The sequence below is a fragment of the Nautilia abyssi genome (assembly GCF_055388085.1).
Genome location: NZ_AP042376.1, coordinates 1,351,624 through 1,366,256 on the forward strand (window position 1 = coordinate 1,351,624; position 14,633 = coordinate 1,366,256).

General features: G+C 35.3%; 15 protein-coding genes. All 15 read right to left on the reverse strand.

Features of this window, described 5'->3' with window-relative positions:
* A complete protein-coding gene (gene trpS / locus ACZ5EP_RS07015) occupies positions 1–972 on the reverse strand; it encodes a tryptophan--tRNA ligase (protein WP_464508518.1) in 972 nt (323 codons plus the stop codon).
* Positions 969–1,772: a TIGR04219 family outer membrane beta-barrel protein gene (locus ACZ5EP_RS07020; RefSeq protein WP_464508519.1), complete on the reverse strand. Its 804-nt coding sequence runs from the start codon at positions 1,770–1,772 to the stop codon at positions 969–971. Before ACZ5EP_RS07020 ends, trpS begins: the two co-directional genes overlap by 4 nt.
* On the reverse strand, positions 1,769–3,148 hold the full coding sequence (gene der, locus ACZ5EP_RS07025; protein WP_464508520.1) for a ribosome biogenesis GTPase Der: 1,380 nt from the start codon (positions 3,146–3,148) through the stop codon (positions 1,769–1,771). The genes ACZ5EP_RS07020 and der overlap by 4 nt, the downstream gene beginning before the upstream one ends.
* 21 nt (positions 3,149–3,169) lie before the next feature.
* Complete coding sequence (locus ACZ5EP_RS07030) at positions 3,170–4,720, reverse strand: 2-isopropylmalate synthase (RefSeq protein WP_464508521.1); 1,551 nt, start codon at positions 4,718–4,720, stop codon at positions 3,170–3,172.
* A gap of 120 nt (positions 4,721–4,840) precedes the next feature.
* Entirely contained in the window at positions 4,841–5,548 is a 708-nt protein-coding gene (pssA, locus tag ACZ5EP_RS07035) for a CDP-diacylglycerol--serine O-phosphatidyltransferase (RefSeq protein WP_127679254.1), read from the reverse strand.
* On the reverse strand, positions 5,538–6,176 hold the full coding sequence (locus ACZ5EP_RS07040; RefSeq protein WP_464508522.1) for a phosphatidylserine decarboxylase: 639 nt from the start codon (positions 6,174–6,176) through the stop codon (positions 5,538–5,540). Before ACZ5EP_RS07040 ends, pssA begins: the two co-directional genes overlap by 11 nt.
* Positions 6,154–8,064, reverse strand: coding sequence for an ATP-dependent zinc metalloprotease FtsH (gene ftsH / locus ACZ5EP_RS07045; RefSeq protein WP_464508523.1), 1,911 nt, complete (start codon positions 8,062–8,064; stop codon positions 6,154–6,156). The genes ACZ5EP_RS07040 and ftsH overlap by 23 nt, the downstream gene beginning before the upstream one ends.
* The gene (locus ACZ5EP_RS07050; protein WP_464508524.1) at positions 8,065–8,889 is read right to left on the reverse strand and encodes a 50S ribosomal protein L11 methyltransferase; all 825 of its coding nucleotides are present in this window, start codon (positions 8,887–8,889) and stop codon (positions 8,065–8,067) included.
* The gene (locus ACZ5EP_RS07055; RefSeq protein ID WP_127679250.1) at positions 8,886–9,257 is read right to left on the reverse strand and encodes a response regulator; all 372 of its coding nucleotides are present in this window, start codon (positions 9,255–9,257) and stop codon (positions 8,886–8,888) included. The genes ACZ5EP_RS07050 and ACZ5EP_RS07055 overlap by 4 nt, the downstream gene beginning before the upstream one ends.
* Positions 9,257–9,961, reverse strand: coding sequence for a 1-(5-phosphoribosyl)-5-[(5-phosphoribosylamino)methylideneamino]imidazole-4-carboxamide isomerase (gene hisA / locus ACZ5EP_RS07060; protein WP_464508525.1), 705 nt, complete (start codon positions 9,959–9,961; stop codon positions 9,257–9,259). The genes ACZ5EP_RS07055 and hisA overlap by 1 nt, the downstream gene beginning before the upstream one ends.
* A gap of 9 nt (positions 9,962–9,970) precedes the next feature.
* Complete coding sequence (hisH, locus tag ACZ5EP_RS07065) at positions 9,971–10,579, reverse strand: imidazole glycerol phosphate synthase subunit HisH (protein WP_464508526.1); 609 nt, start codon at positions 10,577–10,579, stop codon at positions 9,971–9,973.
* Between the two features lie 27 nt (positions 10,580–10,606).
* Positions 10,607–11,503: a PDC sensor domain-containing protein gene (locus ACZ5EP_RS07070; protein WP_464508527.1), complete on the reverse strand. Its 897-nt coding sequence runs from the start codon at positions 11,501–11,503 to the stop codon at positions 10,607–10,609.
* Positions 11,493–12,047 (reverse strand): septum formation inhibitor Maf, encoded by a 555-nt coding sequence (gene maf / locus ACZ5EP_RS07075; protein WP_464508528.1) that lies wholly within the window; start codon positions 12,045–12,047, stop codon positions 11,493–11,495. Before maf ends, ACZ5EP_RS07070 begins: the two co-directional genes overlap by 11 nt.
* Positions 12,048–12,086: 39 nt before the next feature.
* Positions 12,087–13,955, reverse strand: a complete 1,869-nt coding sequence (locus ACZ5EP_RS07080; RefSeq protein ID WP_464508529.1) for a sensor histidine kinase — start codon at positions 13,953–13,955, stop codon at positions 12,087–12,089.
* Positions 13,942–14,625 carry a response regulator transcription factor gene (locus tag ACZ5EP_RS07085; RefSeq protein WP_464508530.1) on the reverse strand — a complete coding sequence of 228 codons (684 nt, stop codon included), beginning with the start codon at positions 14,623–14,625 and terminating at the stop codon, positions 13,942–13,944. The genes ACZ5EP_RS07080 and ACZ5EP_RS07085 overlap by 14 nt, the downstream gene beginning before the upstream one ends.
* Between the last annotated feature and the right edge of the window lie 8 nt (positions 14,626–14,633).

The window sequence follows — 14,633 nt, forward strand, 5'->3', positions numbered from 1 at the left end:
TTAAAATATTATTTGATTTACTTTTTCCATTTTTTTAGAAGCAATATCTTTTGCTTTTCTTTCTCCTGTTTTTATTATATCCAAAATATCATCGTCTTTTAAAGAGGCTTTTTTCTCCCTGATAGGAGCCACTATTTTTTCTATATTGGCCGCACATCTTTTTTTACATTCCACACAGCCAATACTTCCGGCTTTACATGCGCTTTCTATCTCTTTTACCTCTTCTTCGCTTGAAAACGCTTTATGGTATTCAAAGACTATACACACTTCCGGATGTCCAGGGTCTGTTTTTTTAATTCTGGCCGGATCGGTCTTAGCCTGACGCACCTTACCCCAGATATCTTCCGTTGTTTCTTCAAGATAAATGGCGTTATTGAAGCTTTTTGACATTTTTCTGCCGTCAAGCCCCGGAAGTCTCGGCATTTCCGTTAACAGCTCTTTTGGTTCTACAAATACGTTTTCGTTTTTAAACAGATAATGAAATCTTCTTACAATTTCCCTTGCTATTTCAAGATGCGGCTTTTGGTCTTCTCCGATAGGTACCAGGTTTGCATCGTAAAGTATGATATCAGCCGTCTGTAATACGGGATACGTAAGAAAACCGGCATTGTTTTTGTCTTTATATTCAACCTGCGCCATAGCGTCTTTATATGTAGGATTTCTCTCCAGCCAGCTTACCGGAGTAATCATATTCAGAACAAGATAAAGTTCCGCGTGCTCTTTTATATCGCTTTGTATAAATATTGTCGATTTTTCAGGATCAATACCGCACGCTATCCACTCTTTTACCAAATCTATGCTTAATTCCTTTAAATCAAGCCCTTCGTCGTATTTTGTCGAAAGCGCATGCCAGTCGGCGACAAAAAAGAACGTATCGTATTTTTCCTGCAGCTCCAGCCAGTTTTTTATAACACCTATATAATGACCAAGATGTAATTTACCCGTAGGTCTCATTCCGCTTACTACTCTCAAAACTTCGCTCCTATTTCTAAAAATGCACCTTTATATTTTAAAAGTGTTTCGTTGTCTCCGTCAACACCGTATGCCTCTTTATATCTGTATCCTATTTTTACAAAAGGATTTACAGGACCCGGCGCGTCAAACGTGTATTTTACGGCTCCTATATAATCGTAATGGTGATTGTCACCGGCTTTTGCCCATTTTACCGTAGCTATGCCTGAAAATCCGAATACTTTCATCGTCTCTATATGTCCGTATAAATACGGAAGAGCGACACTCCAGTCGTCATCGACCCAGTTTTTGGTTACTCCGCCCGCAGTACCGTATATTTTGGTATGCCCTTTCCAGTAATCAACTCCTAATCCCGCTTCAATATCCGCCACTACAGGTTTGAATTCATAAAAAAGCGTTAAATCATATGAATCGATTGTCTGGGAAGTCGAAGCGTTCGTAACAGCCGTAGGAATAGTTACGTCACCGAATATTTCAACGTTTCCGGCTATATAATCACTGTGACCGGTTGAATCGTATTTCGTATATTGAAATTTAACATTCGGGACAATAGGTATCGGATGAATAACTTTAATCCAGAAATAAGGATTTTTTTCATCCTGAAGTCCGAAATTACCTGTATTTACATTGCCGTCTGTTTCGGCTGATTTGTTATTAAAATAGTTGGTTACTCCGTTTAGCTTAACATATCCGCTTATATCCTGCTGTTCATACCCGACACCGGCGCTTATGCTTAACAAATCTGCGCTTACTATACTGACAGCTCCGGCTAAAATTAATGCAATACTGAGTTTTTTCATTCTTTTTCTCCTTTTTTTCTAGGCACAAAAATAATAGGAGTACCTGTAAAATCCTCTTTTTGTCTTAGGAAGTTTACCAAATATCTTTTATAAGAAAAATGCAGTTTTGTTCTGTTCATTACCAGAGCAATGGTAGGCGGCTTTGTTTTAAACTGCGTAGCAAAAAATATTTTAACTTCCTTACCTCCGATATCCGTCGGTATTCTGTGTCTCTGAGTCGCTTCTTCTATCCATTTGTTAAGAATCGAAGTAGGTATTCTTTTTGAATAATTTTTATAAACTTTTATTATTTCATCTTTGAGTTTGTCAATATTTCTTCCGGTTTTTGCGCTAACAACCAAAAACGGAGCAAAATAAAGATACTTAAATCTGTAATAAATCTCGTCTCTGAATTTATGAAACTCTTCAGAGTTTTCATCCCATTTGTTTGCTACTATAATTACACCGTTTTTATGCTTGTCTATAAGCCCTCCGATTTTTTCGTCAAGTTCTACGACACCTTCGTTCGCGTCGACTACAAGTATTGCTATATCCGCGTTTTCAAGAACTTTTTCCGTTCTTAAGAGTGCGTATTTTTCAATATCTTTTATTTTGCTTCTTCTTCTGATCCCCGCCGTATCCACAAACGTAATATTCCATCCGTCATGATAAATACTCTCGTCGATAGGATCTATAGTAGTGCCGTCAACATCGCTGACAATCGCCCTCTCTTCTCCTACAAGAGCGTTTAAAAGAGAACTTTTACCGACATTTACACGTCCAACAATCGCAACTTTTATCTCTTTTAATTCTTCCAGGTTTTCGTTTTCTTCATTTTCCTCAAAAAGAAGATCTTCAAGAGGTATTTCCTGTTCAAATTCGCTTACTTCAAACGTTTTGGGTTTTTTTGGAACAAACGCTTTTATTCTTTCTATAAGTTTGCCGACTCCTCTGTTGTGCGCAACGGAAATAGGATATATCTCATCGGCTCCGAGCTCGTAAAAATCATACACTTTTTCCATCATTTTATCGTTGTCAATTTTATTCACAACCAAAATGATATGTTTACCCAGCTTTTGAAGGTTTCTGAAATATTTTATTTCCTCTTCGTCCGGAATTGTTTTTCCGTCCACCATATAAAGCACTATATCGGCTTCTTTTGCCACTTCAAGGGCTTTTTCTTTAACTTTGTTAAAAAGTTCGTCCCTCTCTTCGAGTCCGCCCGTATCTAAAAGCACTATTTCTTCCAGATCGTCATCAAGACTTACCTCTCTTTTTTTAATATCTCTGGTCGTTCCGGCTCTTTCACTTACAATTGCGTCTCTTTCACGCAGTATTCTGTTAAAAAGCGAACTTTTCCCTACGTTAGGTTTTCCTAAAATTGCTACTTTAATCATTTTTATCCTGTTTTTTAATTTTTATATACTGTCTTTATAGCTTATTTTTTTCTGCAATAAATCTTTCATATGCACATAATTGTTAAGTGCGTTAATATACGCCCTCGCACTGGCAAGCATCGTATCAATACTGAGTCCGTGACCCATAACGGCAGGTTTGTTCTCATCAAACACCACCTTAACCATAACTTTCGCAAGAGCGTCTTTACCGCGGCTTACCGCTTCAACTTTATAATCCATCAAATGTCCGCTGAATCCGCTGATTCTGTCTATTACTTTAAACACCGCATCTATGGTTCCTTCCCCTATAGCCGCGTCTACGTAAATCTTGTCTTCAAATTTTATTTTAGCGGCGGCGCTTGGCATACCGTCGCTGCAGTCGCTAAGCTGAAGAGAAACCAGTTCATACGTCTTAGGCGTAGAATCCATAGTGTCGTTTAATATAGCAATAATATCTTCGTCGTAAATTTCTTTTTTCTTGTCAGCCAGTTTTTTAAATTTCATAAACGCTTCGTTTAATTCTTCATCGTTTAGTTTAAAACCTAAAGCTTCAAGTTTTTTGGAAAATGCGTGTCTTCCGCTGTGTTTTCCGAGCACAATCGTATCTTTAACGTCTAGCCCTATACTCTCCGCACTCATAATTTCATATGTTTCTTTATGTTTAAGAACACCGTCCTGGTGGATACCGCTCTCATGAGCAAACGCATTTTTACCTACAATTGCTTTATTCGGCTGCGGTTCTATGCCCGTAACACTTGACACAAGTCTGCTTGTAGGGTATATCTCTTTTGTTTCTATTCTGGTATCAATTCCGTCAAACAGATCACGCCTTACTTTTATAGCCATTACAATTTCTTCAAGAGCTGCGTTTCCGGCTCTCTCGCCAAGTCCGTTTATAGTGCATTCCACCTGTCTCGCCCCGTTTAAAACGCTGTAAAGCGAGTTTGCCGTCGCAAGGCCTAAGTCGTTGTGGCAGTGAACGCTGAAAATTACGTCTTTTGGAAAATAATCGGTAAGCTCTTTAATCATAGCCCCCATTTCGGTAGGAAATCTGTAACCAACGGTATCCGGGATATTTATAGTCGTAGCTCCCGCTTCAATAACCGCCGCAATTATTTCTTTTAAAAAGCTCATTTCGCTTCTACCTGCGTCTTCACATGAAAATTCTACGTCTTGTACGAAACTTCTTGCATATTTCACGGCGTCCACAGCTCTTTTTATAACTTCGTCAGGACTCATTCTTAGTTTATATTCCATATGAATAGGACTTGTCGCAATAAACGTATGTATTCTTTTAAGTTTTGCCGGAGCTATAGCGTCCGCAGCCGCTTTAATGTCTTTTTCCACAGCTCTTGCAAGCGAACATACCGTGCTTTCGCTTACTTCTTTTGCAATATTGTTAATAGCTTCAAAATCACCGGGGCTCGCAGCCGCAAATCCTGCTTCTATAATATCTACTTTAAGTTTTTCAAGCTGGCGGGCAACTTTTATTTTTTCTTCAATAGTCATTGATGCCCCGGGACTCTGCTCTCCGTCTCTTAATGTGGTATCAAAAATTTTTACCATTTCCATAAAATATCCTTTATAAATAATATGAAATTATACCAATTTGCAGTAATAATTACTTAATTAACCGTATATAACCTGTTTGGTATTGTACTTTAAATTTAATTTTTTGTCAATGGAAAAAAATTATCGTTTAGATTTCATCACTTTTATATATCCTCTTATTCCCCTGAAAAAACCGTAAAACGCATATACCGTTAATATAGCGGATAACGCTTCTACCGGATATAGGTAAATAAATGACGCTAATATTATGATTATTATCAGTACTTTTAATGCAACGTTTTTATTTAAGTCTATTTTTTTAAAACTAGGATATCTGAAATTGCTTACCATCAAAAAGCTCAAAAACAGAGCGCCTATCAAAATAGCAATATCGAAATTGCTTTGATATTTAACATCAAGCATTATCCAGCTGCCCAAAACAACTGCAGCCGTAGGAATCGGCAGTCCGATAAAATATCTCGGGTCATTTTCGTTTGTGGTAACGTTAAACCTTGCAAGTCTTATAGCTCCGAAAACAACATAAAGCCCGCTCACTAATGCTCCGAATCTTCCGTAATGCTCTCCTATAGCAAAAAATAAAAACATTGCAGGAGCCGTTCCGAACGCAACAATATCTGCTAAAGAATCAAATTCTACTCCGAATTTACTCGTCGTGTTTGTAAGTCTCGCAACTCTTCCGTCAAGACCGTCCGCAATAAGACTAAAAACAATATAAATAAACGCTTTTTCAAATTTTCCCTGTGATGAGGCAATAATGCTCATTATCCCGAAAAATACGCTTAATGCGGTAAAAAAATTAGGTATTAAATATGCAAACTTAACTTTCATTCAAAAATCCTATTAAACTTTCTCCGGCTTTTACTTTTTGAAATTCGGTAACTTTTATTTTTGTATTTTTAGGCAGATATAAATCAACCTGGCTTCCGAACATTATCATTCCGTATCTTTCACCTAAAGAGATTCTTCCAAATTTGCCGAAATCCACTATTCTTCTTGTTATAAATCCAGCAATCTGATTGACTACGACTTTTGATGCGTTTGAAAAAAGCACTCTGTTTTGTTCATTAAGCTCGCTTGCCTTTTTATCACTTAAAGACAAAAACAGCCCGTGAATATACTCTTTTGCAGTAATCTCACCCTCAATCGGGCTTCTTTGAACATGTACGTCAAAGAGTGAAAGTTTTATTGATATTTTTATCATATTTTCACCTGTTAAAGGCGCTTTTGTTTCCACAATTTCAATGATTTCACCGTCACTTGGAGATATTACGGCGCCTTTGCTGGTATCTTCGGGAACTCTTTCCGGATTCCTGAAAAAAAATACAAAAAAAGCAAAAAAGACAAAAAAAAGTATCTGCCAGAACAGAGCGAATTTAAAAACTAAAGAGATAAAAAAAAGCCCTCCGCTTACAAATATAAACGGATAACCTTCTTTAAGAATTATTTCCGTTTTCATTTTCCTCCCCGTTAGGTTCTTCATCCTGTTTTTCAGGATTTTCAAACTCTTTTATAAATTCTCTTACCACACTGCCTTCTATAACTTCTTTTTCATAAAGTTCTTTAACCATTTTTTCTATTACCGGCTTATATTCTTTCAGTTTGTTTTTAACGTGAGTATATCTTTCTTCAAGAGTTTTTTTAATAAAACTGTCGACTTCTTCCTGCATTTTTTCAGAATAGTCCCTGTTTTGCGCAAATCCTCCGCCTAAAAATTTGTTTGACTGTTTTTCAAGTACCATAAGTCCGGCCACTTCCGTCATACCGTATATCATAACCATTGATTTTAATATATCTGTAGCTCTTTCAAGGTCGTTTCCGGCACCGGTAGAAATTTCACCTATAAACACTTCTTCGGCCGCACGTCCTCCGAGCAGTGTATCTACTTCCGCCAAAAGCTCGCTTTTTTGCATTAAATATTTGTCTTCTTCCGGCAGATTCAGTGTATAACCTAAAGCCGCAAGACCTCTTGGCACTATTGAAACTTTTTTTACTTTTCTGGCTTTCGGTGTAATCTCCGCAATAACGGCATGGCCGCTTTCATGATATGCGACAATTTTTTTGTCTTTTTCGTTTAGACGTCTGCTTTTTTTCTCAAGTCCGGCTATCTGTCTTTCAACGGCTTCTACAAATTCTTCCTGGTTTACTTCTTTTTTGCCTTTTCTTCCGGCAAGAAGCGCAGCTTCGTTAACAATATTAGCCAAATCCGCACCCGCAAGTCCCGCGGTCATTTTTGCTATTTCTTTTAAATCAACGTCTTTTCCGGCTTTGATTTTTTTAATATGCACTTCAAGAATCTGCACTCTTCCTTCAAAATCAGGCTTATCTACCAGCACCTGTCTGTCGAATCTTCCTGGTCTGAGAAGTGCAGGATCCAAAACTTCTGGTCTGTTTGTAGCTGCAAGTACTATTACAGGCTCGTTTGAATCAAATCCGTCCATTTCCGCCAACAGCTGATTGAGGGTCTGTTCTCTTTCGTCATTTCCGCCCATCATACCGCCTGCGGCTCTGCTTTTACCTATAGCATCTATTTCATCTATAAATATAATACTAGGCGCTTCTTTTTTAGCCTGGTTAAACAGGTCTCTAACCCTGGCTGCACCGACACCGACAAACATTTCTATAAAACTGCTCCCGCTTACCGCAAAAAACGGAACATCCGCTTCCCCGGCAACCGCTTTTGCAAGAAGTGTTTTACCAGTACCCGGAGGTCCTACTAATAACACACCCTTGGGAATTTTTGCGCCGAGTTCTATATATCTTTCCGGATTTTTAAGAAAATCGACGATTTCGACCACTTCTTCTTTTGCTTCGTCGTTTCCAGCCACATCGCTGAATTTCACATTCGGTTTTTCACTTTTTATAAGACCTTTAGCACTTCCGACTCCTAAAACTCCTCCCATGCCTTTTTGCATACGGCTTGCCAAAAACATCCATATTGCAAAAAATATGAATATAGGAATTATCCATCCGAATATCAGATCGTTAAGCCAGTTGCTGTCGTTAATTGCCCCGTATGGTATATTGTTTTTATCCAAAATCGGAATCAACGTAGTGTCACCCGGAACTTTTTGAACAGTTACAACCGCTCCGTCTTTCAGTTTTGCTTTAATTATAGTTTTGCCTATCGCTACATATTCAAGTTTTTTTTCTTTTGCCAGTTTTTTAATATCCGAATACGTCAGATGCATCACCGGCTGATTACCGTTAACTATCGCACTTACTTCGCCTGTTGCACTAGGAGCTATGCTTCTAAATATAACTACAATAACCAAAGCAAAAATAATAAATAGTATTAAGGGATTTTTATTAAAAAAATTATTATCGTCGTTCTTTTTATTTGCCATCTATTTCCTTTTTAAAATTAATGTTACCCATTCGTTTTCAGGGATTTCTTCAACTAGTTCAAATTCATCTAAATATTTTTTAAGCACTTTATCTTTATATTTGTCTATTATACCCGATAAAATTAAATAACTATTAACCTTTTCTTTTAACTCTTTTGCTATAAAAATCAATACGTCCGCTATAATATTTGCCACTACCACATCATATTTTTTATCCGTATTGCCGGCGCTCCCCTGCCAAATGTTTTTATATTCGGCATTATTCAGTTCAAAATTTTCTTTTGTGCTCTCCACTGCCAGAGGATCGGTATCGCACGCGTCAACTTTTGCTCCGAGCTTGCTTGCCACGATTCCTAATATACCGCTTCCGCATCCTACATCAAGAAGGGTGTCCCCGTTTTTAACATATCTTTTTATAGCTTTTACACAGCTTCTTGTCGTCTCATGATGTCCGCTGCCAAAAGCCAGTGCGGGATCTATCAAAATATTTATTTTGTCTTTTTTCGGTTCATACCAGCTAGGATGTATATAAAATTCTTCTATTTCAACAGGTTTTACCGATTCCTGATACGTTTTAATCCAGTCCTGATTTGATTTTTCTTTAATATCTATTTTTAAATCTATTTTGGTATTAAATATTTCTTCTAAAGCTTTTACGTATTCTTCAAGTTCTTTAATTAAATCTTCAAATTTATCTTCGCTTCTTAATATAAGAGTATTGTTTCTTTCTTCAATCCCGTTAAAAAATCTTTCCATTAAAAAGTTTTCTATTTCATCTTTAAAAGATGAAACATTGACACTTAATTCATAATACTTATCTGTCATTTGCTTCCAAGTACCGCTTCGAGTTTTTCTTTTAATACCTGAGGTGTAAAAGGTTTAACAATATAGTTGTTCACTCCGGCTTTAAGAGCAGTAATAACTTCTTTTTTACCGCCTTCTGTAGTAACCATAATAATAGGAGTTTCTTTATCAACTTCTCTTACTTTAATTACAAACTCCAGTCCGTTCATATTTGGCATATTCCAGTCGGTAATAATTGCGTCTATGTTGTCTTTTTCTTTCTGATATGCTTCCCATGCTTCAACTCCGTCAGCCGCCTGGATAGTGTCTTTAAATCCAAGTCTGGCCAGAGTATTTACTATTATTCTTCTCATTGTTGAAGAGTCATCAACTACTAATATTTTTCCCATTAATACTCCTTTAAAATTTTTTCTAAATCTATCTTGCCTTCATAAAAAGCTTTTCCTATTATAACACCGTATATATTATTCTCTTTTACTTTTTTTATATCGTCTTCGCTTGCAACTCCTCCGCTCGCAATTACGGGCTTTTTACTGGCTTTACCTATATCAAGTATAAAATCGATATTAAGACCGCTTAGCGTGCCGTCTTTAGAAATATCTGTTGCAATTATACACTCTATTTTAGAATTTTCATACATTTTGGCAAGTTCGACAGCTTTTATACCCTCCGTCTTGTCCCATCCGTCTATAGCAACAAATCCGTCTTTTGCGTCTATTCCTACGGCTATTGGATAATTATCGGCAAGTTCGGAAACTAATTGAGGATTTTTTGCCGCTATACTTCCTAAAATCAGTCTGTTTATTCCAAGATCCAGATATCTTTTTATATTTTTTTCATCTCTGATTCCGCCGCCAAGCTGAATTTTAAGATTAGTGTTTTTTCTTATTTTTTCTATCTGTTCTATATTTTTCGGTTCTCCCGCAAAAGCTCCGTTTAAATCAACGATATGAAGCCACTCTGCTCCCATTTCTTCAAATCTTTTTGCAAGTTCGTAAGGTTCGCTGCTGTATACTTTTGCACTGTCCATTAAACCTTTTGTCAGTCTGACCGCCTGACCGTCTTTTAAATCTATCGCCGGAAATATTGTCATTTATTCTCCTTATAGTTTTACAAAATTTTCTAAAATTTTAAGCCCTGCGCTATGGCTTTTTTCAGGATGCGGCTGAAAACCGAAAACATTGTCCTTGTTAACCGCACTGACAAATTCATAACCGTATAATGTTTTGCCTATTATATACTTTTCATCACATACGGCATGATATGAATGAACAAAATATAAATAAGGGTTATTCAAAGTTTCAAAAAGAGGAGTCTCTTTTACAAAAAACATTTTATTCCAACCCATATGTGGGACTTTATGTGTGCTTTCTATTTTTTTATCAAATCTGACAACGCTTCCGGGTATGATTCCCAACCCTTCATGCGCACCAAATTCTTCGCTGCTTTCAAACAGAAGCTGCATGCCTAGACACACTCCTATAACATACTTCCCGCTTTTAACAAATTCTTTCATGGCTTCATCAAGATTAGTATCCCTTAAATGCTCCATTGCGTCTCCAAACGCTCCGACACCCGGAAAAACAAGTTTATCGTAGTTTTTTAATTTATCTGCATCTTTTACAATTTCAGCATCGGCGCCTATTTTTTGAAAAGCGTTGCTTACACTTGCAAGATTACCCATATTGTAATCAACAATACCAATCTTCATTATCAATTCTCCATTCTCAATTCTCAATTATTTAATGTCTTTACCTACGTTTTTCATATAATACGCCAGTCCCACCAGTAAAAACGTTACAGCGGCTAAAAGCATTGCTGCGTACATTAATTTCTGAGGCGCTATCATAGCAAATTTAAATACCAGCATCAAACCTTCGATAGCAAGCGCGATTACAATGCTTCCCAAAAACTTAATCATAGTTTTATGTATTGCAAACGGATGGTCTTCTTTTTCTCCTATAACTTCTTCAAAAAGAAGTGTTTTAACCAAATCGAAAAGCGCAAGCGACAAGGTAATTAAAATAGTAGATTCAAACATTTTTTTTACGTCTATATTGTTAAGCGTATACGTAAAAAACATTTTAATTCCGTCTATAAACAAAAGCACACAAATAGCAAATAACGCCGCTGCAAAAATACCGTAAACAACCCTGTTAAAATTATGCGCCCACGTATCACCTTTTTCATGATGCACAAATTTAAGTATCTCTTCGATAGGAAGGTCTATTACAGCTACATATAGAAGATCACCTTTATCATTAAAAATAGGCATTGCCGCGCTTACAACCATTTCTCCGCCGATAAGACTAGGATACGGATCCGTCAAAATACATTTTTTCTCTTTTACGGCTTTATAAAAATATGTTCTGTTGGACTGATTAAACTCAACCTGAAAATCTTTATATTTTTCTTTCACAGTAATCATTTTACTGATCTGTTTACCTGAGGCATCTAAAATATATGCGGCATTTGCTCCAGGAAGTTCGTGAACTATTCTTTCAAGCCCTTCATATACAACGTCAATTCCTATATTCGGAAGTCTGTTTGGAAGATTTCTCTGAAACAGATAACAAAAATACGCCCTTGCATCTTTTCTTATTTTTTGAAATTCCTGAATTTCCCTAATTAACATTTTCCACTCCTATAATTTTTAATAATTCCTCTACGCAAAGCCCCATAGCCGTTGATTCATAACCTTTAACGTTTTTAATATACTTTTTACAAAATCCTTCTACCATACAGGCTCCCGCTTTTCCATGCCATTCTCCGGAATCAAGATATCTCTCCAGATCTTTTTGGTCAAACTCTTCAAATTCATAAACAGTCTCATCAAGTCTCGAAAAAATTCTTCCGTTATATTTAACCCACATAGAAGTCACTATTCTTATCTCTCTGCCGCTTTGTTTTAATAAAATATTTTTAGCGTCTTCACGGGATTTGGCTTTTCTTAAAATCTCTTTACCGTCCGTAACCACGGTGTCAGCCGCTATAATATCTTCATTTTTAAAGCATTCTGTACATGCTTTAAATTTTCCTAAACTTGCTACAGAAACAAACTCATAAGGATCTTCGCTAACTATGCTTTCCTCGTCAAAACTGCAGCTTTTTTGTATAAATTCCACACCTGCGCGTTTTAATAATTTTGCTCTTGTCGGAGAAGAACTGCATAGTATCATATGAACCTTTTTTATTGAAATTGTATCAAAATTAACATATTAAACTTTAAACCGGTATTCGAATACATTCATTTCATTTTCATAATAAACTTTATATCTTATTGAATATTTATCGCATATGTTTTTAACAATGTTAAGTCCCAGGCCAAGTCCTCTTTTATGAGTCTGTTCCCTGTAATTTTTTTCAAATATTTTTTCAGGATCTTTTATCGGCTCTCCATAAGATCTGAATCTTAAAATTATTTTGTCTTTATATTTTTTTAATTCTATAAATATATCTTCATCCGTAGAATATTTAATTGCATTTGAAATATTATTGTCCACTATTCTTTCAAATTCTATTCTGTTTATATAATATTCTATGTCGTCATCAATATCCGTTATAAGCTTTTTATCGTTAACTTTTGCAATTGTATTGAAAAAATGCACTCTTTCTTTTAACACCTGTGAAATATTTATATGTGAAGGTTTATAAGTAATAGCGGTATTGTTTGACGATAAATAAGCCAAATCCTCATAAGAGTTGTTCAGCATGGCTACGGCTGCGTCTATTTCTTCAATAATATCCTGAACGTTTTTGTTCTGAATTTCAAGTTTTAATAAATCCATATTAAGCATAATAACATTAAGAGGGGTTCTTATCTGGTGAATGGTATCTACGATAAATCTTCTGTTTAAATCAAGCAGGTTTTTATTCTTTTCTATTTCCATATTCAGTTTGTAATGTAAAGAGTTATAACTCTCTTTTAATTCGTCTATTTCTTTAATAAACGATTTACAGTCTTCACACGGCTCGTTTTTTTTCATATAGTTAACTAATTTGATAATCGTCTGTGAAGCACGGTGTATAATAAGTATATATAATATTATAAATATCAAAATTAAAAACGCAAACGTCAAAAACAGATTGTTTAACAGTTTATCCAGATCCTTTTTCATACTTCCTATATCATAAACGGTTTTAATTATAACCCTGTTGTCAGTTTGGTCAAAAACGGAATTTATTAACGTATACATAACCAGTTCGTTTTTATCATAATTAAACTTTTTTATTATATTGTTGTTTTTCTTAAACAGATCAACTACTTTTTTAAAAAGAAAAGCGTTTTTATCTCCAAACTGAAGCTGAGGCTTTTTATTTTCACCGCTTTCATCACATTTGATTATTTCATTTAATATTTTATATGAATTTTTATAAAGTGTGAGCAATGGAGCCTTTTTCTGGTATCTTTTTTTCATATTTATTTTATAGATTAGATATTTGTTTACAAAATAGATATCCAAATCCTTAACACTCGGCCTTACAAAATCATATATTTTCTTAAGGTCATTATAAATATCAACAACATATGCAAGCTGAAGAAGATATTTTTTATCCGGAGAGCGTATAAGATAATATTTTTTAAGATTCATCGAGGCAATGTCTAAAAATATATTAGAAATATTTATTTCCTCTTTGCCTTCAAACACATCATTTAAAACTTTTCTAAAAGCCGGAAGCTTGCCTAAATCATAACCGATATCAGGTTTATATGTGGCTTTGACGACTTTGTATTTTCTGTTTATCATAAAAATTTCATAATGTCCTTTTCTGACATCAGAATTTAGCACTTTAGCAACATTGTCCAAATCCATATATCCGTTTTCATAAAAAAACGGAAGTAAATAAAGTTTTCCCACATCTGTTTCTTCATGGGTTTTAAAAATATACAAAGCCCTGTCAAAAACATTTTTAAATTTTTCTTTAATCTGAAGAGACTGAAAAGCAAATTTGTTTATATAACTCTGAACCAAAATTTTTTTAGAACTGTTATACTGTATATATATAAATATAAAAGTAACTATAGTCACTATTATAAAAAAAATAAAAATAACTCTGTTAAGCGTTATCTTTTTATTTTTTATCAAATCTGTATCCTATTCCGACTACGGAGGTTATATAGTCTTTGGGCAGTTTGTTTTTAAGTTCGCTTACCAGCTGTCTTAGAGGATACTCTTTTCTGTTTTCATTCTCCCACACATAACTCACTATCTCTTCTTTAGAAACGGTTTTGCCTATATTTTTAAGCAGTATTGCAAGAAGTCTTTTTTCTTTTTTTCTAAGATTTGCCAATACTCCGTCTATATACAGATCAAGTGTGTCAAAATAAAAATCCATATTGTCAATTGTAATTTTTTGAAGATCTTCCGCACTTTTTACACACTGTTCTTTTTTTACTTTAAGCCAGTGGTTGATTCTAAGAAGAAGCTCTTCGCTGTGAAAAGGTTTTTTTATATATTCGTCGCATCCGTCGTGGTTCTCGCCGTATGCTTTTTCCATATCTTCAATTTCCGCGGAAGCGGTAATCATTATGATTATTGCTTCGCTGTTTTTATGTCTTATAAGTTTTATAAGTTTAAGTCCGTCTATTTTAGGCAGGTTTATATCTAAAAGATAAACGTCGTATTCGTTAATCAGTATATCGTTAAAAGCATCCTCCCCGTCTTCAATATGATTAACTTCATACCCTTTGGCTTCAAGTGTTTTTTTAAGTGCGCGCCCTAACTGTTTATCATCCTCGACTAATAATATTTTCATCCTTTCTT

Coding starts and splice junctions, on each gene's coding strand:
- hisH (WP_464508526.1), bottom strand. CDS start 10,579: ATGAAGATTGGTATTGTTGATTACAATATGGGTAATCTTGCAAGTGTA.
- ftsH (WP_464508523.1), bottom strand. CDS start 8,064: ATGGCAAATAAAAAGAACGACGATAATAATTTTTTTAATAAAAATCCC.
- ACZ5EP_RS07040 (WP_464508522.1), bottom strand. CDS start 6,176: ATGAAAACGGAAATAATTCTTAAAGAAGGTTATCCGTTTATATTTGTA.
- ACZ5EP_RS07085 (WP_464508530.1), bottom strand. CDS start 14,625: ATGAAAATATTATTAGTCGAGGATGATAAACAGTTAGGGCGCGCACTT.
- ACZ5EP_RS07070 (WP_464508527.1), bottom strand. CDS start 11,503: ATGTTAATTAGGGAAATTCAGGAATTTCAAAAAATAAGAAAAGATGCA.
- ACZ5EP_RS07020 (WP_464508519.1), bottom strand. CDS start 1,772: ATGAAAAAACTCAGTATTGCATTAATTTTAGCCGGAGCTGTCAGTATA.
- ACZ5EP_RS07030 (WP_464508521.1), bottom strand. CDS start 4,720: ATGGAAATGGTAAAAATTTTTGATACCACATTAAGAGACGGAGAGCAG.
- hisA (WP_464508525.1), bottom strand. CDS start 9,961: ATGACAATATTTCCGGCGATAGATTTAAAAGACGGTCAGGCGGTCAGA.
- pssA (WP_127679254.1), bottom strand. CDS start 5,548: ATGAAAGTTAAGTTTGCATATTTAATACCTAATTTTTTTACCGCATTA.
- ACZ5EP_RS07055 (WP_127679250.1), bottom strand. CDS start 9,257: ATGGGAAAAATATTAGTAGTTGATGACTCTTCAACAATGAGAAGAATA.
- ACZ5EP_RS07050 (WP_464508524.1), bottom strand. CDS start 8,889: ATGACAGATAAGTATTATGAATTAAGTGTCAATGTTTCATCTTTTAAA.
- maf (WP_464508528.1), bottom strand. CDS start 12,047: ATGATACTATGCAGTTCTTCTCCGACAAGAGCAAAATTATTAAAACGC.
- der (WP_464508520.1), bottom strand. CDS start 3,148: ATGATTAAAGTAGCAATTTTAGGAAAACCTAACGTAGGGAAAAGTTCG.